Here is a 25068-nt window from a genome sequence, read left to right as displayed (position 1 = left end):
TCAATTCTCCACTTGGTTCAAATGCGCAGCGGCATCGTCGCGCTGCGCCAGGCGGCGGGCCGCCGCCAAGGTCGCATCCAGATCGAAGCCCGGCGCGAATTCCCTGACTTGCAATTGTTGCAGGTAAAGCTCCGGATAACTCAGCAGCGTGGTCAATATCGGATTGGCGGCCGACTCGCCCAAGCCGCAATGGCTATTGTTTTTGACCACCTCGCATAAGGCGCTGAGTTGTTCCAGGTCTTCGGCGGCGCCGTGGCCGTCGGCAATTTTTGCCAACTGGTTTTTCAGCAACGAAGTGCCGACCCGGCACGGGGTACAGAAGCCGCAACTCTCGTGGGCGAAAAAGTCGATAAAGTTCTGGGCGATGGCGAAAAGGTTGCGCGAGCGGTTGAACACCATGAACGAACCTGCCGTCGATAGATCTTCGAACGCCACGACCCGGTCCAGTTCCCGGGTCGAGATAAAACTGCCGGACGGGCCGCCGACTTGCACGCCCATCACTTCGTCGGCGCCGCAATCCAGCAGAATCTGGCGCACCGGGGTGCCGAACGGGTATTCGTAAATTCCCGGCCGCCGGCAGTCGCCGCTGATGCTGAGTAGTTTGGTCCCGGTCGACTGCGGCGTGCCGACGTCGGCAAACCACTGTCCGCCGTGAATGGCGATGTGGGTGGCGGCGAAAAAGGTTTCGACGTTGTCGACCACGGTCGGTTTGCGCTGGTAGCCGCACACCACCGAATTGGGCGGCTTGGTGCGCGGGATGCCGGGCTTGCCTTCCAGCGATTCGATTTGCGCGGAGGCCTCGCCGCAGATGTAGGCGCCGGCGCCCATGCGGATTTCGATGTCGAAATCGAAGCCTTCCCGGCCCAGGATCGCCTTGCCGAGCAAGCCTTGCTCGCGCCGGGCCTGCAGCACCGCCAGCAGCTTGTCGCGCAGGAACAGGTATTCGGCTCGCAGGTAGACCAGGCCGTGGCTGGAACCGATGATTGCGGCGCAGACGGTCATGCCTTCGAAAACCTGGTCGGCGTAAAGGTCGAGCAACATGCGGTCTTTGAAGGTGCCCGGCTCGCCTTCGTCGGCGTTGCAAATCACATAGCGCGGCGTCGCCGCTTGCTGCGAGCAGGTGCGCCACTTCAACGCGGTTTTAAAGCCGGCGCCGCCGCGGCCGCGCAAATTCGATAGGTCGACTTCGGCCAGGGTCTCGGCCAGCCCGCGGGCGAACGTGGTCTGCAACGCGTCGCCGTTGCTGAACGGCTGCTTCAACAGCAAGTCCGCGCGGTAAATCGGTTCGTCGACCTGAAATAAGTCGGCAGGCCAGTCCGCCAGCGGCACTTGCTGTTCGATCAACGCCGCTACCGTGTCGATTTTTGCCGGGGTCAGACGCGGCAGCGGATAGCCGTTGACCAGGCCGGCCGGGCCCTGATCGCACATGCCGGTGCAGGAAGTGCGGTTCAGGCTGACCAGACCGTCGCCACGCACGCTGCCGACTTGGACTTGCAAGCGTGCGGCCAGCGCGTCCAGCACTTGCCGGTTGCCGAGCATGCGGTCGGTAATCGAGTCGGAGACCAGCAGATCGTAGCGGCCTTGCGGCGTCAGATGCAGAAAGCTGTAAAACTCGGCGACCGCGATGATTTGCGTGCGCGGAATTTGCAAACTCGCAGCTATCTGCGCTATGGCCGGCTCCGGAATGTGGCGGAATTCGGCTTCCACCGCCCGCAAAATTTCCAGCAATCGGGCCGGCTGCAATTCGGCCTGGGTCAGAACCTTGTCTACAAAAGTCTTCATGGTCTGTTTTTTCTTCCTGTTAACGGCAATCGCGGTCGAAACGAGTCTGCCAAATCAAGGCCGGGTCCGGTGCCGCGGCAAGCGGGCGTTAATCCAGGCTGGCCCGACGGACAATTTATCGAAATTGGCGACATTAATAAACCACCGAATTCGGCAATAGACTGTATGCCGGTTCAGCACTGCTGCGGCCTTGGTCGGCTGATTCGGCGTTGACCGGGCAAGCCGATTCGGGCTAATAATGTCGGGGTCGTTCCATAAACAGGCAGGTGGATATGAATCCGTGGTTGTTATTAGCCGTGGCAATCGGCAGCGAGGTGGTTGCGACTTCGGCGCTGAAAGCCAGTGACGGCTTTACCCGGCTTTGGCCGGCGCTGATCGTGGTGGCCGGTTACGCGGTGTCGTTCTTTTTTATGGCGCTGGCTTTGCGCTATATCCCGATCGGCATCGTCTACTCGGTCTGGGCCGGAGTCGGCATCGTTTTGATCGCGTCGGTGGGTTGGCTGTTGTTCGGCCAGCAACTGGATGTTCCGGCGCTGGCCGGCATGTTTCTGATCGTGTCCGGCGTGGTGGTGATCCGGGTGTTCTCCAAAGCCGCCGCTCTGTAGTCGCCAAAAAAAGGTGCCGGACCGGGACTACTCGTCGTCCTGGCAACCGAAGTGATATTGGTAATCGGCCATGGCCCGTTTGATCACTTCGTGCGCTTCTTCGCGGTTGTAAACGTGGGTGATTTCGCAGACGTTCTTCTCGCTGGGCAGATGTTTGTAGGTCAAAAAATAATGTTTCAGCCGATTGATGTAGGAATCCGGGCAGTCCGAAACATCGCGCCATTGCCGGTAAAACTCGTCGCCCTTCATCACCGCAATGATCTTGTCGTCGGCCTCGCCGCCGTCCAGCAGCCGGAAACCGCCGATCGGGATTGCTTGCAGCAGGATGTCGCCGTGGGTCACGCTACGTTCGCTCAATACGCAAATATCCAGCGGGTCGCCGTCGCCCTTGGTCACGTCACGGCCGGAACGGCTGGCGGCGAATTCGGCGATGCGTTCCGCACAATAACTGCGCGGAATGAAACCGTATAAAGTCGGAATCATGTTGGAAAACTTCTGCGGCCGGTCGATCTTCAGATAACCGCTGTCTTTATCGATTTCGTATTTGACCGTGTCCGACGGCACGATTTCGATGAAGGCAGTGACGATGTCCGGCGCATTGTCGCCGGGATGGATGCCGTGCCAGGGGTGTGCTTTGTGTTTAATATTCATCGGGGTTTTAGGGCTGGGGAGGAAACTGGTTACCGGCTTGGTTTACCAGGGCCGGGATGATGTGCAAGGCTGGCGGGGGCGGCGGCATGCCGGTCGCCGCCAATCGACCGGCGTCGTCATGATTATTCTGCCGCCACGGTCGCCGGTTTGCGTTTCAAATCTTTGTTCAGACGCTGCAGGCGTTTGACCATCTCCTTTTTCATTTGCTCGCGGCCGATCGAGTGTTTCAGGCTGCTACCCATGCCGGCGACCTGATCGGTGGAACTGCGGATCGAATAGAACACCAGCGTACCGTCTTTATAGGGCAAACCGCCGGCGACGACCTGACTGGAGTTGTAGGAGTGGCCGACGTAGAACTGGCGGGACAGGATGATGCCGCCGGCATCGCCGACTGAGATTAGCCTATGATTCAGAATCGCGGTGGGCCGGTCTTCCACCCGCCGATTCAACCAAATGAATTGCTCGGTCGTGTTGGCAGGTAATGCGGCCGGATAAGTCAACCAGGCTTGCTGCAATTCCGGAAAGTAGCGGGCCCAGGCTTTACTGTTGACGGCGTCGGTGCGTAACTCGGCAGCGGGGTCGGCGCTGCCGCCGTCGCGGATGTAGGCGGCGATGCCGTTCAGGCCGTTTTTTTTGTACGCCAGCAGGCGCTGCAGCAAGAACTCGCGGTAGGTCTGGTTGGCGGTTTTCAACAGGGTCTTGTCGTCGGCGTCTTCCAGTTGGGGTTGCAGGCTGTTCAGGCGGTCCAGCTCGGCTTTGGACAGGTTGAATTCGTCGCCGGCTTCGGCGGCCAGAAAGGCCTTGGCTTCGTCCAGTTGTTTGTCGGTGAAGGCGAATTTTTTAAAGCTGTCGCTGCTCGGATTCGGGCCCAGCGTCGCGCTGGCCAGAATGTCGCTTTCGATCGCATTCATATTGCCCTTCTTGATGTAATCGGCAATCTGCGCCAACGGCACCGGCAATACCATTGCCACCCCTATCGCCAACTCCTTTTGGCTGGTTTCGCTGACGTCGTAGCCGACAATCTCGCCGCGGTCCAACTGGGCGATTTGCTCGGCGCCGATGCCGAAGTTTTGCAGAGCTTGCAGCGGCGAAGGCGCCTCCTGAGCTGCGGTCGGCGCGGCGGCCATTACGCAGCTCAACAGCAGTGCTGCGGCGAATGGGATCTTGATCGGCATACAGGCTCCTTTGCAGCGGGGCGCCGGATTGGCCCCGGTTTCGACCCTAAGTGTCGGCCATCGGCCGCCGTTTGACAACCGTCAATCGCGTTCGGGCTCGCCGTCGGCCGATCTGTTAGCGGCGGAATCGCCGTCGGCGGCGGCTTGGGCCTCGATCAGGTTGTTACCGAACAAGTCGGCAAATTTTTCCGCCGGTAAGGGCTTGGAGAACAGATGGCCCTGGCCGTAATCGCAACCGGCGGCCCGCAACAGCTGCATTTGCTGCCGGGTTTCGATGCCCTCGGCCACGACTTTCAGGCCCAATTTGTGGGCCATGACAATGATCGCTTCGCACAATGCCAGATCGCTGGCGTCAAACCCCAGATTGCGGACGAAGCTTTGGTCGATTTTCAGGTAATCGATGTCGAATTTTTTCAAATACGACAGCGACGAATAGCCGGTACCGAAATCGTCGATCGCAACCTGGATGCCGGCATCGCGGTAGGCGTACAAGTGGTCGCGGATCACGTTGTCGGCATCCAGCAACAGACCTTCGGTGATCTCGATCACGATTGCCTGCCCGGCCAGGCCCAGCGATTGCAAGTAAGCCAGCCACTCGCTGTCGACTCGGTTATGGCGGGCGAACTGGACCGGCGATTTGTTGATGCTGATTTTGAAATCCGGCGCGTGGCTGGCGCGCCAGCGGGCGACTTGCTGGGCCGCCACCCGGAACACCCAGTCGCCGATGTCGACGATCAGGCCGGTTTCCTCGGCTAGCGGCACGAACTCGGCCGGACTGACTCGGCCGCGCTTCGGATGGCGCCAGCGCAATAACGCTTCGGCTTTATGCATGGCGCCGGTGGTCAGGTCCACGACCGGCTGGTAATGCAGTTCCAATTCGCCGTTGACCAAAGCTTGGCGCAGATCGTTGGTCAGCCGCATTCGGTTTTGCGCGACTTGTTCCATCTCGGCGGTAAAGTAACTGTAGCGGTTGCGGCCTTGCTGTTTGGCGCTATACATGGCCTGATCCGCGTTTTTCATCAACTGCTCGGCGGCGGTGGCATCCTGCGGATACAGGGTGATGCCGATACTGACCGAGATATACGCGAGTTCGTCGCCCAAGCGGAACGGCTCGCTGAGACTGTGCAGAATGGCCTGCGCCACCCGGTCGGTGTCGGCCTGCGATTCCAGTTCGCCGAGGATGATGGTGAATTCGTCGCCGCCCAGGCGGGCCACGGTGTCGGCTTGGCGAACGCAGTCGAGCAGGCGTTTGGCCGCTTCCTTCAATAATACGTCGCCCATACCGTGGCCCAGCGTATCGTTGACTTCCTTGAATCGGTCCAGATCCAGCAGCATTACCGCCAAGCCTGTGCGGTCGCGTGCCGATTTTTTGATCTCCTGGTTCAGCCGGTCTTGAAACATGCGGCGGTTGGCCAGATCGGTCAGCGGATCGAAATTGGCCTGGCGCCAGATGGCCTGTTCCACGTGTTTTTGTTCGGTAATTTCGGAGAACATGGCCACCCGGCGTTCCAGCTCGCCGTTTTCGTTATAGATACTGTTGATCACCAGCCACTCGTGGTAAATCTCCCCGTTTTTACGTTTGTTCCAAATTTCGCCTTGCCAGTGGCCGGTCTGCAGCAAGGAATGCCACATGTGCTGGTAGAAGTCGGGGCTGTGGCGGCCGGATTTCAAAATATCGGTGGTTTTGCCGATCACTTCCTCTTCAAGGTAACCGGTCAGGCGGGTAAAGGCGTCGTTTATGGCGATAATCCGATTGTTGGCGTCGGCGACCATCACCGCTTCGCCGATGGCTTGGTGGATCATCGCCATCAATTGCATTTCCCGTTCCAGGCGTTTGCGTTCGCTGACGTCGTGCACCGATACCAATACGGTATGTTGATTGTTGATCTCGAGCGGGTTCAGACTGATTTCCACCGGAAACTGGCTGCCGTCGGCACGCAGTGCCGCTAGCGAGCGGTTGGCGCTCATCGGCCTGGCTACGTCATCCCGCATGAAACGCTCGCGCAACGCGGCGTGGTTCAGGTTGGCCGGAAACGGCACCAAATCGTCGACGTTACGGCCGATCAGGACCTCGCGCGCATAACCGAAAACCGTTGCCGCCGGTTGATTGGCCAGCAGGATGTTGCCGCTGGCTGCGACCAGTAGCGCCGCTTCCGGCGCGCCGGCGACGATTTTTTCCAATTGTTGCCATTGCAGTAGCTTACGTTTGGAAATATCGGTGTGAGTGCCGATCATCCGCGAGGCCTTGCCGTTGGCGTCGCGTTCGATGACCAGGCCGCGACTCAAGATCCAGCGCCAGTCGCCGTCGACTTTGATTCGGTGTTCGTTACTGAAACGTGGGTTCAGATTATTCAGATGGGCCTGTAAATCGGCCATCAGTTTCGGGCTGTCTTCCGGATGGATGCTGGCTTTCCAATTGCGGTAGTTATCGCGGGCGTCGAGTTCGTCGAAATTGAGGATTTCCATGCAGCGCGGCGATAGAAACACTTGGCCGCTGGCCAGGTCCCAGTCCCAGACCCCGTCGCCGCCGCTTTCCAAGGCGAATTTCCAACGCCGCTCGCTTTCTTGCAGCCGTTTTTCGGCCGCCTTGCGCTCGCTGATGTCGGTGCAAATGCCGCAGACTGCGTAGATGTCGCCGCCGGGGGTGCGTAGCGGGAACTTATGCGCCAAGTAGGTTCGGAGCGTACCGTCCCGGTGCGGGACTTGTTCTTCGAAGATCATGGGCTGCCCGGCCTCTAATACCATGCGGTCGTTGCCGCTCAGGCTGGCGGCAATCTCGGCCGGGAACAGGTCGGCATCGAAATGGCCGCGCACCTCGTCTTCGTTCAGGCCGAATATTGCAGCTAATTGCCGGTTGACCATTTGGTAGGCGCCGTCCGGGGTTTTCGTGAAAATCATCGTCGGCGTATGGTCCAGAATGCTCTGGAACCGGGCTTCCGATGTGGATAGCGATTGGCCGAACTGGATTTGCGTCGACTCGTCCTTCACCAGTTCGATTACCCCGACAATGCGGTCGTCGGCGTCGCGCAACGGTGTCTGCACCGAACCGAGCCAACGACCGTCCACGCTTTGGAACGGGGCGTGGTAGACAGTTTCTCCTTTCAGGGCGCGCTTGATCCCTGCCGGGACCTCGGTTGCCGCCAGCCAGGGAAATTTTTCCAGCGGCGTCCGGCCCAAACAGTCGTCTTCGCCGATGCCGGTCAGGGTCTGCATAAAACGGTTCCATAGCTGGTAGCGGCCATCAGCATCGTAGACCACCACGCCTTGTTGCACCGACTCCAGAATCTGCCGGTTAAACGCGCTCAGCGATTTGGCGGCCAGCTCCGCGCGTTTGTGGTTTTCGACGGCCAGGGCCAGCATGATGCCGAGGACCGCGCAGAGCAACAGGTACGACCATTCCAGGTAGGGCCCGCTGTGAGGATCGACGCCGGCAAAGTAACCGCGGCCGAGTCCGGCGCCGAGTAGCGTTTGCATCGCCATTGTCGCGACCAAGGGCAAAACGCCGGGCAGGCCGAAATTCAATGCCCCGTAACCGATAAAGGCCAGCAAGTAAAAGGCTTTGCCGAAAGCGCCCGGATAAAGCGGCCAATTTAAAAAGACGATATGGCCGGCCAAGAGAGCTAGTGCCAGATGGGCCGCGCCGTGGCTGTAACGCCAGACATTCCAGCGGACCAGTGGACGGTATTGCCGGAGCAGCAGTATGGGGGTGGCGATGGCGATGCCCAGCAAATCCGCCATCCACCAATGCAGCCAGTCGTTGGGCCACTGTCCGGCCGGGCTCAATTCGAAAACACGTAACGCCGTGGCGGCGCAAAACGCCGAGATGACCGATACCAGGCTGCCGCAGAGCAGTAAGCGCAGGAAATCCTGCGGGGTTTGCAACAGAGTGGGGGAATGGCGCAATAAACGCTGGCCGGCCAATGCCGATACGGTGGCTCCGCCGGCGAAGGCCAATGCCACCAGCGGCGGGCTGCCGGCCCACAGGTTGCCGACCAGGGCACCGGAAAACACGGCAGGCCAGTAGCGGCGGCCGGCCAGCAACAATCCGCCCAAGGCAATCCCGCTGGCCGGCCAGATAATGGCGACCGTGCCATAGGACGTAAAAAAATCAGCCGCCAGCTTTGCCGCCAGTGCGTAGGCCAAGGCCAGTGCGGTTGCTGCAAGCGGATTGCCGCTGAAAGGGGAAAATATAGTTTGCAAACAAATACCTTAGGTCAAAACGAAGAGCCGGGATTCGGGGAGCCGAAACCGACCGTTTATCGCACAAATGATAAGGTTTTGTCATCCATTGCAGCCGGCCGCGGAGGCTGGCCGGTTGAAAGCGGCGCCGGTTCGCTCAATTGATAGCGCCTTTAGGCCCTTGGGTAGGGAGTGTTTCGAAGTGCGGGTCAGCTGGGCCTTAGACAGGTTCAGCCCGAACCGAATACCCGCAATAAACCGGGCCGGTTTATTGGCCCAGGTTTTCCATTTCGACGCTGACGCTCAATTCGTGGTCCTGGCCGCCGAAAATGACGCCTTTCAGCGGCGTGACGTCGCTGTAGTCGCGGCCCCAGGCGACGACGATGTGCTGGTCGCCAGGGGTTTGGTTGTTGGTCGGGTCGAAGTCCATCCAGCCCAGGTCCGGCAAATACACCGAAAACCAGGCGTGCGAGGCGTCGGCGCCGACCAGCTTCGGTTGGCCCGGCGGGGGCAGCGTTTCGATGTAGCCGCTAACGTAACGCGCCGCCAGCCCCTGGGAGCGGATGCAGCCAATCGCCAAGTGGGCGAAATCCTGGCAGACGCCGCGCCGGTGTTCCAAGACGGTTGCCAGTGGCGTGCTCAAAGTGGTGAATTCCGGATCGAAGGTGAAATCGCGGTAGATGCGTTGCATCAAATCGCGTATCGCTTCCGGTAGCGCTCTGCCCGGTGCGAAGGATGGCTTTGCATACGCCGCCAGCTCCGGGCCGGCGCTGACCAGCGGCGAATCCAGCGCATATTGGCGCGCGTCCAGTGTCGGTTCGCTGATCTCGCTGTGCAGTATCTGTTTGGCGGTTTCCCAGGCGACGCCGTGACTGAGATCCATTTGTGCCGGCTGGCGGATGACCCGGACTTCGCTGATGGCGGTGACTTCGAACGTCTGGTGCGGTTCGCGGATCGAAAACCAGGCCACCTGGTTGCCGAAAAAATCGTTCCGTACCCGGTATTCGCTGGGGCTGGGCAAAATCTGCAATTGGGTGTCGATCACCTGCTGATTTGGGGTCGGCCGCGGCAACATGCGGACTTCGTTGTAGGACAATCCGACCGTTTGCTGGTAGCTGTAAGCCGTGGTATGAGTCACCTTATAACGCATGGCAAGCCCTCAAAGCAGCGATTGCGGCGCATCGCCGTGGCGGAAATAGGTCGCCGTCAGCGTTTCCGACAGATTGGCCAATAGCCCGTATATTTTGCCGAGTTGGCTGTCCAACGCTTCGCGGCTGCCGCTTGCGGCGACAGTCTGCAATTCTTCGATGTTGGCGATGTGCAAAATGCAACTGGCCTCCAGCAGCAAACGTTCCTCGGCACCGATGCGGCGGTTGCCGGCCTCGCGCGGCAGCTTGGCGACGTGTTCTTGTAGCCGGCCGATTTGGTAAGCCAGGGAACGCGGATTGTTCGGGTCCAGCAACAGCAATTCCAGAAAAGGTGCCAGCTCCAGGTTGGCGCGGTAATGTTGCCGGTAGCAGATCAGATTGTCGCTGCTGTCCAGCAAGGATTCGATTAGCCGGGTTTCCGCGGCTTCGCTTTGCGGTTCGGCGAATGCGGTGCGCAGCAGCGACACCAGTTGCAGGCCGCGTTCCAGGCGGCGGCCGATGTCCAGAAACAGCCAGCCGTCGCCGCGGGTCATGCTTTCCATGGCCAGGCCGCTGAAGGCGGACAAGGTCGTGACCAATTGGTCCATCTGTTCCTGCATCGACCACAGTCCGGACTTGCGCAGGCGTTGCGCCGCGGCGATCTGCTCTTCGATTTCGTCCACCACCCGCCAGGTATCCGACGACCACAAGTCGCGCACGGCATAGGCCGACTGCGCCATGCGGTTGATGGTATCGGGCAGGCTGCCGATGCGGTCGGCATCGGTAGCCAATGCCAGCAACTCGGCTTCCGGCGCCTTCAGCAATTCCTCGGCATCTTCGCCGAAGAAACCGGGGTAGGAACCGGTGGTACCGGTGACGCAGCGTAGCAGGGTATGCATGCTGTGTTGGTAGTCCGGGTTGTCGCGTTCCGGATTGATGAATAATTTTTTGATCGTGGCCCGGATCAGGCGAATGCCGCCTTCGGCGCGTTCCGCGTTGCGGCCGACCCAGAAAATATTATCGGCCGCGCGGCTGGGCAGGGCGCTGGCATGGCCGCTGAGGCCGTTATCGCCGGCTTGCGGCAGGGTAGTGATTTGCGGTTCGCTGGCGATGACCCAGGTATCCTTGCTGATGCTGCCCATCTGGTTCGTGATCAGCATTTCGCCGTAACTGTGGGCGCTGCGGGTCAAACCGCCCGGCATTAAGGTATAGCCGTCGGCTCGAGCCACCATGAAGCAGCGCAACAAGGATTGCCGCGGCTGATAGCTGCCTTCGGCCAGACTGGGCGCAGTGGAAAAGCTTTCGTACTCCTGGCCGACGTAGAAGGCCGGCCGCGCTTGTATCCGCTGGCGCCAGGCGGCCAGTTCGGCCCGGCTCAGTTTGTGGCCGAACACGGCGTGCTCGCCGGGTTTGCGGTAAATCGGCTTGATCACCAGCCGCGGCAAATTGGCCAACACGTAGCTCAGTTCCAAGCTTTGCCCGCACCACCAGGTCGCGATTGAATTCAATTTCAGCGACTGGCCCAGAAAGTATTCGGCGATACCGGGCAGGAAGGCCATCAGACCGGGGTTTTCCAGCACGCCGCTGCCCAGCGGGTTGGCGATGGCAACATTGCCGCGGCGGACGACCTCCAACAAACCGGGTACGCCCAGCCGCGAGTCTTCCCGCAGTTCCAGCGGATCGCAGTAATTGTCGTCGACCCGGCGCAGGATCACGTCGACCCGTTGCAGCCCGGTCAGGGATTTCAGCCAGACGTAGCCGTCGCGCACGGTGAGGTCGTCGCCTTGGACCAGCGGATAGCCCAGGTAGGCAGCCAGATAGGCGTGTTCGAAAAAGGTTTCGTTCAGCGGCCCCGGCGTCAATACCACGACCCGCGGCAATTCGTGGTGCTTTGGCGCGATTGCGTTCAGGCCGGCGCGTAGCGACTGGAAAAAACGCGCAAGCCGATGGACTTGGTTGTCGCGAAACAAGCTGGGCAGCACTCGGGACATGGCCAGCCGGTTTTCCAGCGCATAGCCGGCGCCGGACGGCGCTTGGGTTCGGTCGCCCAACACCCACATTTTTCGATCCGGGCCGCGAGCCAGATCGGCGGCATAAAGTATCAATTGGTGCTGCCCGGCCAAGCGAATCTGGTTGCAGACCCGCAAAAAGCCTCCGTGGTTGTAAACCAGTTCCAGCGGCAACAGGTTCTTTTTGATCAGCTCGCGCGGGCCGTAGAGGTCGGCCAGGATCAAGTTCAGCAATTCGGCCCGTTGCAACAGGCCGGCTTCGATATCGAACCATTCGTCGCTGGAGACCAGCAGCGGCACCGGGTCCAATCCCCACGGGCGGCTGGCGCCGTCCGGGTCGCCGTAGACATTGTAGGTGACGCCGTTCTCCCGCAGCAGCCGCAATGCTTCGCGGTGGCGTTGCGCCACCTCGTCCGGGCCAAGCTGGATCAAGGCTTGCATCAAATGCAGCCAATGGCCGCGGATCTGGCCGCTCTCGTCCAGCATTTCGTCGTAGCACTCGGGCTGTTGGCGGTACGCGGATGCGAAAGCTTCTGGCAGGCTGAAAGTGGTCATGGCGACGAGTTTGCCGGTTTAAGGCGAATTACGCAATCGATAGTGGCAGTCTCGGTTGCTTGGCCGCTGCCGGTTTTCCGACAGCAAATGTCGTGCCGCTGCGTGCGGATTGGGGCCTCGGATTCCGGAAGGGGCGGTACGCGGCTCGCAGGCGGCATACCGCGGGTGGCGCAGCAATATCAAGGCCGCGCCAAACCGGAGCGCAGTGCTCGCTATCGGGGCAATGGCGCGAGCGGGTTCGGCGCCTGCAGAAAAGGGCTGGTCGATTTAGTAGTGGTAGCCAAATTCGCAATTGCCGCCGAGGCGTTCGCTGAGCGGGGCGGTGCCGAGGGTGTTTTGGTTTAAATCCATATTGCAGTCGACGTCGACATTGGATTTGCGGCTTTTCCGCGAACCAATCAAATTTTGCTCGCGGTTATCGGCCAACGTCGGGCCACTTTGCGCCGGCCGTTCGTCCAGCCAGCGGTCCGATGGCATGCTGAGGATCAATTCCGGTCGGGATTCGGGCGCCGCGGTGGGGGTGGCGCCGGTAGTGCCGGGCCAAACGGCAAAAACGGCGATGACTGCCAACAACTTGGCGGGGCGGGCAACAAGTAGGGTTTTCATGGCACTCTCCTCAAGCCCCTTAGGCTTGGATGACGAGTTTTTTGGTGTAAAAGGCTTTAAAAATGGCCTGTAAGGCGTGGAAAAGTATAGACAAAATTTTCAGATTGTGGAGGGTTTTTTCCGGATTCTGGCGTGTTGAAATTTGACGGCAACGCTGATTCAACCGCGGTTTGACAGTGTTGGCGGGCGATGTATCCCTATCGGCGGCGGATCGGTTGGAGTGCGTAGCGTCCACGTTGGACGCCGGAAGGTTGGGCCCGGCCGAAAGAGTCAGGCCGGGCGGCAAGGGGGTATGGTCTGGGGGCGTTCAGCAATTCATCGGTAGCGGCCGGGAATCGGCCTTGCTGAATTGCGGCAGCGTCGCGAATGCTTCCTTCAGCTTTTCATGCCACATGCGGCGCAGTTGTATCAGGTATTCGTTATCTTCCTGGAAGCAGTAGTATTCGTCGAGAGCCAGGCTGTCCTTGTGATAGACCAGCAGTTCCACCGGTGCGCCGACGCTGGCGTTGCTGCGCATGGTCGAGTCCATCGAAATCAGACAGCAGCGGCCGGCTTCCTGCAGCGATGTTTCGATTTTCAGAAACCGGTCGAGGACCGGTTTGCCGTATTTGTTTTCACCGATTTGCAAATAGGGGGTTTGGCGGGAGGTGGTAATGCAATTGCCTTCCGGATACACCAGATAGGCGCCGTGCGGCTCCTGGCCGATCTGCCCCGCCAGGATGAAGGTGGCCGAGGGGTTGAAACTGCTTTGGCCTTCATCGACATGCCGCCGTTGCTTTTCCACGCTGACATGGCCGACGTAATCGGCGGCTTCCGACAAATAGCTGACGCTGTCCAAATTGACTTCGGCCTGCTCCTTGATGTCCCGTTTCAATTGGTCGATCACCGCCTGCGTGGTCGCCAGATTGCCGGCACTGAGCAGGATGATCTTGCGATCGCTGGCCGTGGTAAAGGCATGCATTTTGCCGTAGGTGCTGACGTTGTCGATGCCGGCGTTGGTTCGGGAATCCGAGGTTAACACCAATCCGTCCTTCAGAGAGACGGCGATACAGTAAGTCATAAGCGCAGAGTCTGAAACATTAGGTTAACCGCAGTGTACTAGAGATAAACCGCAAAGGCCAACGCCGGTCTTGGTGGACTGAGGCCGAGAGTTTGGCCGGATCGCGGCTACCGGGTCCGACGTCCGGCCGTCAAAACACGATGTCGTCATCCGCCGCGATTTGTAAGGTCTGCTTGGTTTCCTGCACGATGCTCTCGCGGGTTTTGTCCAGATAGCCTCTGGCCTTGTCGATTTCCGTGCTCAGCGAGGCCACGGTTTGTTTCATGTTGGCCAGGGCTTCCAGTTTGTAACTGGCCACCATGTCCATCGTGTCGTAGATGTTTTTGAAGGCCACGGCCAGTTGGTCCAGGCTGACCGCCGCCGTGCCGGCCTGTTGCTGGATTTGCCCGGCCTGCTGCTTGAGCAGCGCCGAGGTGGATTCGATCAGGTTGCCGGTGGTGGCACGCAGCGCGCCGATCTGATCCAACACCAGCTTTTGGTTAGCCAGCGCCTGCGCCACGATCACGGCGGTGCGCAAGGCGGAGATGGTGGTGGTCGTGGCCCGGTCGACGCCCTTGATCAATTCCAGATTGTTCTTGCGGATCAGGTCCATCGCCAGATAACCCTGGATGGTCACGGCGAGCTGGGTCATCAAATCCTGCACCTTCTGCCGCAAGTAAAACAGCAGTTCTTCGCGAATGACGCGCGCCTTTTCCGGGTCGGCCGGCTCGATTTCGGCCAGCTTGGCTTCCAGCGCTGCGTCGATGCTGTGGCCGACGTGGATGTATTGCTCCAGCTTTTCCATGGTGTGCCAGGCGTTGACTTTCTCTTCTTCGATGGCGGCGTTGTCCTTGCGCAGTTCGTCCTGGCCGCCGTAAAGGGCGACGATGATGGCATCGATATGTTGCTGCGCCGATTGGTATTGCTGGAAATAATCGTGCAGCCGGTTGCCCCACGGAATCAAGCCCAGCAATTTGCGCGGTTGCAGCAAGTCGCCCTGGCGGGTGGGATCGAGCGCTTCCACTTGGTTGCGCAGATCGACCAGCGAACGGGAGATTTTCGAACCCTCGCTGAACACGCCGGCATCCAGCGCTTGGGTAGGTCGCGCCAGCAGGCGGTTGGAAATGGCGGCGGCTTCCTTAATTTCGCCGGCACCAAGCTGGTGAACGCTATCCACCTTGGCCTTGAAGGCCGGGCTTTGGCTGGATTCCGCCAACACCGTATCGATGAATTCGGCGACGCGCTGGTCCAGTTTGACCACGGTTTCGGTCGGCAGTTTGACCATGGAAACCGCTTGCTCCTTGGCGATCGGCAACACCGGGGCCGGTGCGGTCAGGGTTTCCGGCGGGGTCAATTCGGGGATGTTGCTCATCGTGGGTCTCCCTGGTGCTGTCGTTAAATGTGGGCGGGTCCGGAACCGGATTGCTAGTGCCGATCTGCGCCGGCAAGTGGCGGCCAGCGGCGCGGCCTATGATAACCCGGATTGGATTGGCGCCCGATCGCGTTCAGCCGCGCGGCCCGTTTCGGTTCGGATCGGCTGGCGAATTGGGGTATGATCGGCTTTCCACCTGTCTCGCCAAAACCCAACTCTTTGAGGGCGCCATGCCAATATTCCCGGAAGCTGCCGCAAGCCGCAAACTCGAACGCGATCTCGACCGACGCCGGTTGGGCGGCGTCTGCAGCGGTTTGGCGCGTTATACCGGTTTTAGCGTCACGGCCGTGCGGTTTATTTTTCTCGGCTCGATTTTTTTCAGTTTCAGTCTGACGTTCTGGCTTTACCTGGTGTTATGGATCGTACTGCCGGGGCGGCGTTCGTCGGTATCGGAACTGTCCTGGCGCCTCCGGCGCAAGGCCCGGCGCCTGGAAAAACTGATCGAGACGACCCAGGCCCGCTTGCGCCTGCCAGCGGCGCGGTCCGCGCTGGAGCATACCCATCAGTTGGTCCTGAACCTACTGCCGGATTTCGACGGCCTGTCCAATCGCAATAGTATTGAACTAGCCGCAGCCAAACGCGCGGTATTGGAACAGTTGCCGACTATGCTCGAACACTACCTGCGTCTGCCGCCGTCCGATCCGGAACCGGCGGGCGGCTCCGCGGCCGAGGAACGCTTGGGCCAGGAGTTGCAACGTCTGGAAACGCAATTGCGCGGGACGGCGGAAACGCTGTATTACCAGCGGATCGAGAAAGCCGCGGCAAATTCCGCCGCCCACCAAACCCCAGCGCAGCAAGCCGTTCCGTTGCCGGTTCGTCAGCAACTGGAATCTCTGCAGCGCCGCGTCGCCGGCAGGGTCGACGACGAGGTGGAACGCAAAATAGCCGGCATCGTCGATACCTTGCTGACACTTTTGTCCCGCCTGCCGCAAACCGTCGATGCCACCGACCCGGACCATTACAACCTGCAGCAAATCGCCCACGACTATCTGCCCGGCGCGATCGAACGCTACCTGGCCCTGCCGCCCGCGCTGGCCCGCACCGAACCGGTGAGCCAGGGCAAGACCGCGCATGCCTTATTGGCGGAACAATTGGACCTGCTCGACCGCTCGCTGCATAGCATGCTGACCAGCCTGTATCGGCACGACGCCCAAGGCCTGTCGATCCACGGCCGCTTTTTGCGCGACAAATTTGTGGAACATGCGGAGGATTGGTCGCAATGATTGCGCTGTCGCGACGGCTTAGCGTAAACCTGCCCAACCTTTCAGGCCAACCGGAACACCCACGCGCAATAAATTTTTAAACACCGGCCAACAGGGCTACCACCCGCTACGCAAAATCAGGGTGTGCCTGTCCGGCTTGCGTTACGCCGTTGTTTACGACTTTAGCGTCGCTTACAAATGCGTGCTGTCGGTGCCGGTATTGGCCGCATGTTTTTATTACCGGCAATGGCTCGATTTTTTGTCGGTGTTCGCCGCGACCGGCTTGATGCTGATCGCGGAAATGTTCAACACCACCATCGAAGCGCTGTGTGATTTCGTCGAATCCGGCCATAACGACAAAATTCGTATCATCAAGGACATCTCCGCCGCCGCCACCGGCATCGCCATATTGATCTGGATTGCGGTTATCGGCGCGGAATTGAACAGGCTATGGCAGGCGTTAACCTGAGCCACGCTTAAATTGCGCATACAGGCCGGCGCTTCGCCTGCCGGTTTTCCGATTGGCAAAGGCTTCGGTCGTGCACGGTGAAGCAGGCGACGACAGCGAAATTTTTTGCTGGGTTCGACTTTGTCGGAACAGGTTGGACTAATAGCGGCGCTTTCAAACGATCTGGCCCGTAAGGTTGATGTTATGCGAGAGCGAACAATAAATATTTGCGGCGAAGTGCCTTGCGGGTAGCCCGGCCGTGATGAAAGATCGCTCACTCTATCGGGAAATGGCAAATGCCTTTGGTAAGGCAGATATCCTTGTAGGATGCGGTGAGGAACGAACCGCATCGATCGAGAAAGGAGCTAAATAACAACGATGACGGACTACCGCCGCTTTCAATATCCCGGAGCCACGTGGTTTTTTACGGTCAATCTGGCTGAGCGTCGTGGCAATCGATTGCTGACCGACCAGATCGATCTACTACGAACCGCCTTCGCGCAGGTTAAAAGCCGCCACGCTTTTGAAATTGACGCGATTGTTGTGCTGCCAGAGCATTTACATTGCATTTTGACCTTGCCGGTTGGCGATTCCGATTTTTCTACCCGCTGGGGATTAATCAAAGCCAATTTTTCCCGGCGAGTCGCCAAAGGCGAGAGAATATCGAAAAGTCGAGAAAAACGAGGCGAACGGGGTGTCTGGCAAAGACGATTCTGGGAGCATCTGATTCGCGATGAAACCGACTACCGGCAGCATATCGATTATATTCATTGGAACCCAGTCAAACATGGATGGGTTCAGGTAGTCAAAGATTGGCCTTATTCCAGCTTTCATCGTTATGTGAAATTAGGTTAGTATGCCGAGAATTGGGGGCATGAAATCGACTTATCGAAGATAGCGGCGAGAGAGTGACGCGATCGATGCGGTTCACGTTGTTCACCGCATCCTACGTGCTGAAGGTTACGATCCGTCCCGCTTTTTGGAAGATAAAAAACTCAGGGTGCCGTTGTCCGCAATCAACCGATTCTGTTGAAAAAGTCGGTTTTTCTTGAATTTCGGCTAAATTGACCTGTTTCTATAATACTAAGACATTGTTTTTATTAGTAATTAATTTTCAGGTTATACCCAATTTTGCTAGAAAGGGACTTTTTCAACACAATCAACCCAATGCGGTCATTGAAGGTAAAATTATCATCGTCGGCAATTGCCAGCGTTGCGGCCACTGAACGACGATCGAGAAAACAGCGTTGTATGAAAGATGAATTTATTAAGATTGCGCGGTACCGAAAATTGATAAGATGTACGAAATTGTTAAAATCTTTCTAAAATTCAACCACCAAATAACCATTTTCTCATCGAAACATTTAATATGCTTAAAAAAATTCTAATATGTTTTTTGATTTATCAATACTTGCCATCCGTCAACGCAAATGAGAAATCTGATCAAGTAATAGATTTTCTTAAGACAGCGTGCGCATCTGGCGAAAAAGTCGAAATTGAAGCATCAGGTGATGGTGCGCTCTCTCTTGGAAACAAAGGTCTCAAAGGCAAGCTTATTTTCAGCAAAAGCGATTTTCGTGGAATTTCGGAGGGCCTCAACAGTGAAAATCAAGCCAAAAACCTTGAAAATGTTCGAGAATGCATGAAGCCGTACATTAATAAAATTATTGATCATATATTTGGCGATTTATAAACGTTAATGGTATAAACAAAAATAAAATTGCGATCCGTATGAATACAAGATTTTTGTTATTTTTTTTGGTTTGTTCGTGTATTTTACCTGTGAATGCAGATGATAAAGTTATTCAAGCCATAGATTTTTTGAAAACATCATGTGCATCCGGTGATAATCTCGAAATTATAGCTGAGAGTGATGGAAGGCTCTCTTTAGAAAAACAAAGTACCCAGGGACGTATTTATTTAAACAAGAGCGAAGCACGCGGAATTGCAGTAGGTTTGAATAGCGAAGATCAAGTTAACAATCTTCGAGACGTCAGAGAGTGCATGAGACCTTACATACACAGGATTGTTAATTATATTCTTGGAGAACTAGGGGACGGTCCTCCGAAGCATCAATCAACTCTGATCAGTCAAATAAATTTAAATATAACAAAAGATCAATTTTTGGATATATTGAGCAATAAAAATAAAACATGTACTTGGGAAACTTCTGATGAAGGTGGTGTTATTTGTTCCACCAATATTAATTTTTTAGACCTTTCTGATTGGGATGGTCGTTTTTTCTTTAAAAATGGAATTCTTTATAATTTTAATCTTTCTAAAAAAGCACTATATCATACAGAGAAATGTGAGAATCTTGAAAAACCTTCGACACGTCCTCTATATGCATGCTCCGGCAACGACGGAAGTTTAGATGAAGTTAATGTATTGTGCGCCCCTAATGCTGCCAAGGCTTTCGAATCTTCTTTAATTTCAAATTTTGGTGAACAATTAAGGGCGCCAGAAATTACTAATAATAATTATGATCCTTTTGAAAGAATTACTAATTGTAACCGTGCTATTTGCACTGGAAGCGGAAATGCCTATGCAAAGAAGTTATTTTTCAAGGCAAACCAAAATTTAAAACTTGTTGCTAAATATTGGTCTAATAACTACGACTTTGAAATAAAACAAAGTTACAGTGAGAGGAGTTATAAGGGAGGCATAAAGAATGTTCAACATTCAGCATGTGGGTACCTGTTAGACTTCCTGTCAGGCAATGACTAGAGGTGTAAGATGCAAGTTCTGTGGTGAGTACATTAAAACTACAACAAATTGTATGAATTAATCGTCGGCTATCAACCGCTCATTTATTTTTGGATTAAAAAACCTGATCGTCTCTTGATGGCCGTCACGAGCCAAGTACCGATTTCCCCGAGTGTGGGTCGGACTGATCTCAAACGGGTGCCGGCTTGCCTGTGGGCAACCCACCGGCGGCTTAACCTGTACTCGGCCATTGGCTATACTGCAGGCTTCAGGACAACTGGCGGGTAGCGGAGCGTGGCGACGAAACGAAGGTTGGCGATTATCGGTGCGTTAATCGCGGTTGGCGCAGGCGGCCTGGGCTGGCAGGGCAGCCGAAACGGCAACGATCCGGATGTGTTGCTGCTGCACGGCAATATCGATATCCGCCAGGTCGAGTTGAGTTTTCGCGACCCGGAGCGGATCGAGCGGGTTGAGGTGCAGGAGGGCGAGCGGGTCGAACGCGGCCAGCTGTTGGCGACGCAAGCGCTGGAGCGTTTTCAATATACCAAGGATCAGGCGGCGGCGACGCTGGCCGTGCGCCAACACCAGCTCGACAAGTTGTTGCACGGCTCCCGGCCGCAGGAAATCCGCAAAGCCGGTAACGACGTCAAAGCCGCCGAAGCCGCCGTGGTGCTGGCGGAAAAGGAACTGGCCCGCTTGAAAACCCTGGTGGCGCGCAAACTCAGTTCCGTAGAGTCGGTGGATCGGGCCAAGGCCCAATACGACTCGGCGCGGGAGAATCTGCAGGCCTTGCAGCAGCAATACGCACTGGCCGAGATCGGACCGCGGCGCGAGGATATCCGGGCGGCCCAGGCCCAGGTCGAGGCCGACCGCGCCGCGCTGCAACTGGCGGAAAAAACCTGGACCGACGCCCATCTTTACGCACCGCAGACCGGCGTCGTCCAAAACCGCATCCTGGAACCGGGCGACATGGCCGGCCCGCAGACGCCGGTGTTGACCCTGGCCCTGCCGGAGCCGCTGTGGGCCAGAACCTATCTGGCCGAAACCGATCTGGGCAAGGTTCGCCCCGGCGCGCCGGCCAGGGTCTACAGCGACAGCTTTCCCGGCAAGGCTTATCCCGGCTGGGTGGGCTATATCTCGCCGACCGCCGAATTCACTCCCAAAAGCGTCGAAACCAGCGAACTGCGCACCAGCCTGGTCTACCAGATTCGGGTATTCGTCTGCGATAGCCAGGACCAGTTGCGCTTGGGGATGCCGGTCAGCGTGACGATCGATACCCGGCAGCAACCGCTGGCGCAACCGGGCTGCGGCCCGCGGCCGTGAACCAATCCGCTAGTGCCTGCGCGCTGCGCTTTGCGGCGGTCAGCAAGGCGTTTGCCGATACCGGCCCGGCCCTGCGCGACATCGACCTGGCTTTGCCGGTCGGCGGCATCACGGCGCTGGTCGGACCCGACGGCGCCGGCAAAACCACGTTGCTGCGTTTGGCCGCCGGTTTGCTGCTGCCGGACCGCGGCCGCATCGAAAGCTTTGGTTTGGATAGCGTCACGGCCGGCGGCCGGTTGCATAGTCTGATCGGTTACATGCCGCAGCGCTTCGGGCTTTACGAAGACCTCAGTGTGCAGGAGAACCTGCAACTGTATGCCGACCTTTACGGCATTGCGCAAGCCGAGCGCCAAAGCCGCTTCGCCGATTTGATGCGGATGACCAATCTGGCCAAGTTCGGCGAGCGACTGGCCGGCCGCTTGTCCGGCGGCATGAAGCAAAAGCTGGGCTTGGCCTGCACTTTATTGAACCGGCCGCGCCTGTTGTTGCTGGACGAACCGTCGGTCGGCGTCGATCCGTTGTCGCGCCGCGAGTTGTGGCAGATCATCGCCACGCTGGTCGCCGAATTCGGCACCACGGTGTTGCTCAGCACCGCTTACATGGACGAAGCCGAACGCTGCCAGCGCGTGGTGTTGCTGGATCGCGGCGAAATCCTGCACCAGGACGCGCCGGCCGCATTCCACGCATTGGCTAGCGATTGCAGTTTCCTGTTGTCCAGCCCCCGCAGTTCGAACCGGGCCTTGCAACAACGCTTGGCGGCGCACCCCGACGTGGTCGACAGCGTCGTGCAAAGCGGTGCGGTGCGCACCGTGGTCAGGCCGGGTAGCCGGCCGGATTGGTCCAAGTTGTTTCCGGGCGCCGAGACCGTGGTCGCCCGGCCTGTGGCGCCGCGCTTGGAGGACGCCTTCATTTTGCTATTGACCCGGCGCCGCAGCAGCATAGCGGATGCGGAGACGGTTTGTTTCAACCCTCACGGCGCAGGCGCCAAACTCGAAGGTAGTAGGGCTCCGGTGATCGAGGTCGATCAGGTCGACCGCTGGTTCGGCCGGTTCCAGGCTGTGAAAAAATTGTCGTTTCAGGTCGGCCGCGGCGAAATCTTCGGCTTGTTGGGTGCCAACGGCGCCGGTAAGACCACGACCTTCCGCATGCTATGCGGTCTGCTGCCGGCCAGCAACGGCACCTTGCAGGTGGTCGGGCTGGATTTGCGCCGCGCCGCCTCGCAAGCCCGAGCCCGGCTGGGCTACATGTCGCAAAAATTCTCGCTGTACGGCCAATTGTCGGTCCGGCAGAACCTGGAGTTTTTCAGCCAGGCCTACGGCCTGCACCAGGGCCGGCGCCGGGAGCGGATCGATTGGGCGGTGGGCCAGTTCGGCTTGCAAGCCTTTCTGGAGCATAACAGCGCCGATCTGCCCCTGGGCTACAAGCAGCGCTTGGCGTTGGCCTGCGCGTTGATGCACGAGCCGGAAATCCTGTTTCTGGACGAACCCACTTCCGGCATCGACCCGCTGGCGCGGCGCGAATTCTGGGCCAGGATCAATCAATTGGCGGCGCAGGGGGTGACGATTCTGGTTACGACCCATTTCATGGAAGAAGCCGAATACTGCGACCGCTTGCTGATCATGCGCGAAGGCGACATTCTGGCGGCCGGCACGCCGGCCGAGATCAAACAGCGCAGCCAGACCGGCGGCGCAGAGCCGGTAACGACGATGGAAGACGCCTTTATCCGGCTGGTCGAAGCCGGCGGCGAGGCCGGCGGATGAGCGGTTTCGGTTTGCGTTTGCGCGGTTTGATGCGTAAGGAGTTCCTGCAAGTCTGGCGCGATCCCAGCAGTCTGGCGATTGCGTTCGCGATGCCGGTGTTTCTGCTGTTGCTGTTCGGTTACGGCGTGTCGCTCGACGCCAAGCAGGTGCCGATCGGTCTGGTCATCGAGCAAACCTCGCCGGCCGCGCGCGAATTTGCCGGCGGCTTCGCGCAGTCCGACTATTTCGCGCCGCGCTATTTCGCCAATCTGCGTGAGGCGGAAGCGGCTTTGCTGGCGCGGCAGATCAACGGCATCGTCCATTTGCAAAGCGATTTTGCCCGGCGTTTGCAGGCCAATGCGCCGGCGCCGATTCAAGTTATTTTGAACGGCGTCGACGCCAATACCGCCAGGCTGGTGTCCGGTTACGTGCAGGGCGTGTGGGACAAATGGCTGGGCGCCGATGCCGAACGCAGCGGCCGGGCGGCAAACCGTCCGGTGCAGATGGAAGCGCGGATCTGGTTCAATAGCGCCTTGCGCAGCCGCAATTTTCTGGTGCCGGGCTTGATCGCCGTGATCATGACCCTGATCGGCGCCTTGTTGACCGCATTGGTGGTGGCGCGGGAATGGGAGCGCGGCACGATGGAAGCCTTGATTTCGACGCCGGTGACGGTGCGCGAGGTGCTGCTGGGCAAACTGTTGCCGTATTACCTGTTGGGCATGGGCGGCATGTTGTTGTCGATCGGCATGGCGGTGTTTTTGTTTCAGGTGCCGCTGGCCGGCTCGCTGTGGGTGTTGCTGCTGGCCGGCACCTTGTTTTTGCTGGCGGCCTTGGGCATGGGCCTGTTGATTTCGATTGCCGCCAAAAACCAGTTCGTTGCCGGCCAGATCGCGATTATCGTCACCTTTCTGCCGGCGTTTATCTTGTCCGGCTTTATATTCAATATCGACAGCATGCCGCCGGCGGTGCAACTGATCACGCATCTGGTTGCGGCGCGCTATTTCGTTGCAATTTTGCAGACCGTGTTCCTGGCCGGCGACGTCTGGGAGGTGATCCTGCCCAATGCCCTGGCCTTGTTGGCGATGGCCGCGGCCTTTCTGGCCCTGGCCCTGTGGCGCGCGCCGCGCCGCTTGGAGTAAGCGATGTGGTGGCGGGTTTATGCCTTGTTGGCTAAAGAATTTTTGAATTTGCTGCGCGACAAGAAAAGCCGCTTCGTGCTGATCGTGCCGCCGTTGGTGCAACTGTTCGTGCTCAGCTACGCCTCCACCTTCGATCTGAACCAAATGCCGATTGCGATTTACAGCGAAGACAGCGGACAAGCGGCGCGGGATTTGATCGCCCGCTTTACCGGCGCGCCGGCCTTCCGCGAAGAGCTGCGGATTACCCGGCAGGAGCAGATCGCCGCCGCGCTGGACAGCAAGCGGGTGTTGCTGGTGTTGCACATCGGCCGCAATTTCAGTCGCGATCTGCTCGGCGGGCACCAGTCGGGCAGTCTGCAAGTGTTGCTGGACGGGCGCGATTCGAATACCGCGCAGATTGCGCAGGGGTACCTGCGTTCGGTATTGAGCCGGTTCAACAACGACTGGGCGGCCGGCCGCGGCCAGGCCGGGCCGCCGGCGGAACTGATCGTGCGGGCCTGGTTCAACCCCAATCTGGAAAGCCGCTGGTTCATTGTGCCTGGCATCGTCGGCCTGCTGACCCTGGTGGTGACGATGACGGTCTCGGCCTTGTCGGTGGCGCGGGAGCGGGAGCAGGGCACCTTTGACCAACTGCTGGTCACGCCGTTTACCCCGACCGAAATTCTGTTGGGCAAGGCGATACCGGGCCTGATCATCGGCGTGCTGGAAGCCTCGCTCAGTATCTTTTTCGCGGTGTTCTGGTTTCAGGTGCCGTTGTTGGGCAGCCTGCCGGCGCTGTATCTGGGGATCGTGTTGTACGTGTTTTCGGTGATCGGCGTCGGCCTGATGATTTCGTCGCTGTCGTTAACCCAGCAACAGGGCCTGCTCGGCGGTTTTCTGGTGATCGTGCCCGGCGTGATTTTGTCCGGCTACGCCACGCCGATCGAAAACATGCCCGAGCTGGTGCAGCATTTCACGCTGATCAACCCGCTGCGCTATTTTCTGGTCATCATCCGCGGCGTGTTTCTGCAAGGCTTGCAGACCGCCGATTTGCTCGACCAATACTGGCCGCTGGCGATCATTGGCCTGTTCTGTCTGAGCTGCGCCGGCTGGTTGTTTCGCAAGCGCTTGTATTGAGCGCCGCCGTCAGCGCAGTACCCGGATCGAACCGAGCGTGCCGGTTTCCACCGTGACGCTGAGCCGGGTGATCTTGCTGACCCGAATCGCGTTTTTCGGTTGCGAGGGGTCGAAATTGAATTCGTCGCCCTCGCGGACCATGAAGGTGCCGACGCCGGTGACTTCCAGCAAGGCGATAAAGGGCTTGCCTCTTCGTTTGCCTTTTACAAATGGATATTGAATAGATACCCTTACT

General features: G+C 58.3%; 20 protein-coding genes. 10 read left to right on the top strand and 10 right to left on the bottom strand.

Features of this window, described 5'->3' with window-relative positions:
* Positions 1-1782 carry an NAD(P)H-dependent oxidoreductase subunit E gene (locus PL263_RS09675; protein ID WP_278212803.1) on the bottom strand — a complete coding sequence of 594 codons (1782 nt, stop codon included), beginning with the start codon at positions 1780-1782 and terminating at the stop codon, positions 1-3.
* A gap of 272 nt (positions 1783-2054) precedes the next feature.
* Here PL263_RS09675 and PL263_RS09670 point away from each other — a divergent pair, with 272 nt between their 5' ends.
* Entirely contained in the window at positions 2055-2387 is a 333-nt protein-coding gene (locus PL263_RS09670; RefSeq protein WP_140913083.1) for an SMR family transporter, read from the top strand.
* A 27-nt stretch (positions 2388-2414) separates the two neighbouring features.
* Here the strand turns inward: PL263_RS09670 and PL263_RS09665 are convergent, their stop codons facing one another.
* From PL263_RS09665 to PL263_RS09630, 8 genes are all read right to left on the bottom strand, one after another.
* On the bottom strand, positions 2415-3038 hold the full coding sequence (locus PL263_RS09665; RefSeq protein WP_140913084.1) for an inorganic pyrophosphatase: 624 nt from the start codon (positions 3036-3038) through the stop codon (positions 2415-2417).
* A 122-nt stretch (positions 3039-3160) separates the two neighbouring features.
* On the bottom strand, positions 3161-4213 hold the full coding sequence (locus PL263_RS09660) for a hypothetical protein (RefSeq protein ID WP_278212802.1): 1053 nt from the start codon (positions 4211-4213) through the stop codon (positions 3161-3163).
* 81 nt (positions 4214-4294) lie between these two features.
* Positions 4295-8413, bottom strand: coding sequence for an EAL domain-containing protein (locus tag PL263_RS09655; protein WP_278212801.1), 4119 nt, complete (start codon positions 8411-8413; stop codon positions 4295-4297).
* 247 nt (positions 8414-8660) lie between these two features.
* On the bottom strand, positions 8661-9542 hold the full coding sequence (locus PL263_RS09650; RefSeq protein ID WP_278212800.1) for a transglutaminase family protein: 882 nt from the start codon (positions 9540-9542) through the stop codon (positions 8661-8663).
* Positions 9543-9551: 9 nt separating this feature from the next.
* Positions 9552-12083 carry a circularly permuted type 2 ATP-grasp protein gene (locus PL263_RS09645; protein WP_278212799.1) on the bottom strand — a complete coding sequence of 844 codons (2532 nt, stop codon included), beginning with the start codon at positions 12081-12083 and terminating at the stop codon, positions 9552-9554.
* 267 nt (positions 12084-12350) lie between these two features.
* Positions 12351-12689: a hypothetical protein gene (locus PL263_RS09640; RefSeq protein WP_278212798.1), complete on the bottom strand. Its 339-nt coding sequence runs from the start codon at positions 12687-12689 to the stop codon at positions 12351-12353.
* Between the two features lie 307 nt (positions 12690-12996).
* On the bottom strand, positions 12997-13749 hold the full coding sequence (locus tag PL263_RS09635; protein ID WP_140913090.1) for a peptidase: 753 nt from the start codon (positions 13747-13749) through the stop codon (positions 12997-12999).
* Positions 13750-13879: 130 nt separating this feature from the next.
* Positions 13880-15100 (bottom strand): toxic anion resistance protein, encoded by a 1221-nt coding sequence (locus PL263_RS09630; protein ID WP_278212797.1) that lies wholly within the window; start codon positions 15098-15100, stop codon positions 13880-13882.
* 230 nt (positions 15101-15330) lie between these two features.
* On the opposite strand from PL263_RS09630, the gene PL263_RS09625 reads away from it, so the two are divergent.
* The 9 genes from PL263_RS09625 to PL263_RS09585 all read left to right on the top strand — a co-directional run bounded on the left by PL263_RS09625 (position 15331) and on the right by PL263_RS09585 (position 24833).
* Positions 15331-16383, top strand: coding sequence for a PspC domain-containing protein (locus PL263_RS09625; RefSeq protein ID WP_278212796.1), 1053 nt, complete (start codon positions 15331-15333; stop codon positions 16381-16383).
* A gap of 136 nt (positions 16384-16519) precedes the next feature.
* On the top strand, positions 16520-16831 hold the full coding sequence (locus PL263_RS09620) for a diacylglycerol kinase (RefSeq protein ID WP_278212795.1): 312 nt from the start codon (positions 16520-16522) through the stop codon (positions 16829-16831).
* Between the two features lie 357 nt (positions 16832-17188).
* Complete coding sequence (locus tag PL263_RS09615) at positions 17189-17665, top strand: transposase (RefSeq protein WP_278212794.1); 477 nt, start codon at positions 17189-17191, stop codon at positions 17663-17665.
* Between the two features lie 514 nt (positions 17666-18179).
* A complete protein-coding gene (locus PL263_RS09610) occupies positions 18180-18503 on the top strand; it encodes a hypothetical protein (RefSeq protein ID WP_278212793.1) in 324 nt (107 codons plus the stop codon).
* A gap of 38 nt (positions 18504-18541) precedes the next feature.
* On the top strand, positions 18542-19537 hold the full coding sequence (locus PL263_RS09605) for a hypothetical protein (protein ID WP_278212792.1): 996 nt from the start codon (positions 18542-18544) through the stop codon (positions 19535-19537).
* Between the two features lie 273 nt (positions 19538-19810).
* Positions 19811-20839, top strand: coding sequence for an efflux RND transporter periplasmic adaptor subunit (locus PL263_RS09600; protein ID WP_278212791.1), 1029 nt, complete (start codon positions 19811-19813; stop codon positions 20837-20839).
* Positions 20836-22599: an ATP-binding cassette domain-containing protein gene (locus tag PL263_RS09595; RefSeq protein ID WP_278212790.1), complete on the top strand. Its 1764-nt coding sequence runs from the start codon at positions 20836-20838 to the stop codon at positions 22597-22599. The genes PL263_RS09600 and PL263_RS09595 overlap by 4 nt, the downstream gene beginning before the upstream one ends.
* The gene (locus PL263_RS09590; protein WP_278212789.1) at positions 22596-23717 is read left to right on the top strand and encodes an ABC transporter permease; all 1122 of its coding nucleotides are present in this window, start codon (positions 22596-22598) and stop codon (positions 23715-23717) included. The genes PL263_RS09595 and PL263_RS09590 overlap by 4 nt, the downstream gene beginning before the upstream one ends.
* 3 nt (positions 23718-23720) lie before the next feature.
* Positions 23721-24833 (top strand): ABC transporter permease, encoded by a 1113-nt coding sequence (locus PL263_RS09585; RefSeq protein WP_278212788.1) that lies wholly within the window; start codon positions 23721-23723, stop codon positions 24831-24833.
* Between the two features lie 9 nt (positions 24834-24842).
* On the opposite strand, the gene PL263_RS09580 is transcribed toward PL263_RS09585, so the two are convergent.
* Positions 24843-25004, bottom strand: a complete 162-nt coding sequence (locus PL263_RS09580) for a hypothetical protein (RefSeq protein ID WP_278212787.1) — start codon at positions 25002-25004, stop codon at positions 24843-24845.
* Positions 25005-25068 lie beyond the last annotated feature (64 nt).

This window comes from Methylomonas sp. EFPC3, assembly GCF_029643245.1.
In the GTDB taxonomy this organism is placed as follows: Bacteria; Pseudomonadota; Gammaproteobacteria; order Methylococcales; family Methylomonadaceae; genus Methylomonas; species Methylomonas koyamae_B.
Note: the sequence above shows the minus strand (reverse complement) of the source record. Positions and strands in the feature narration are given on the sequence as shown.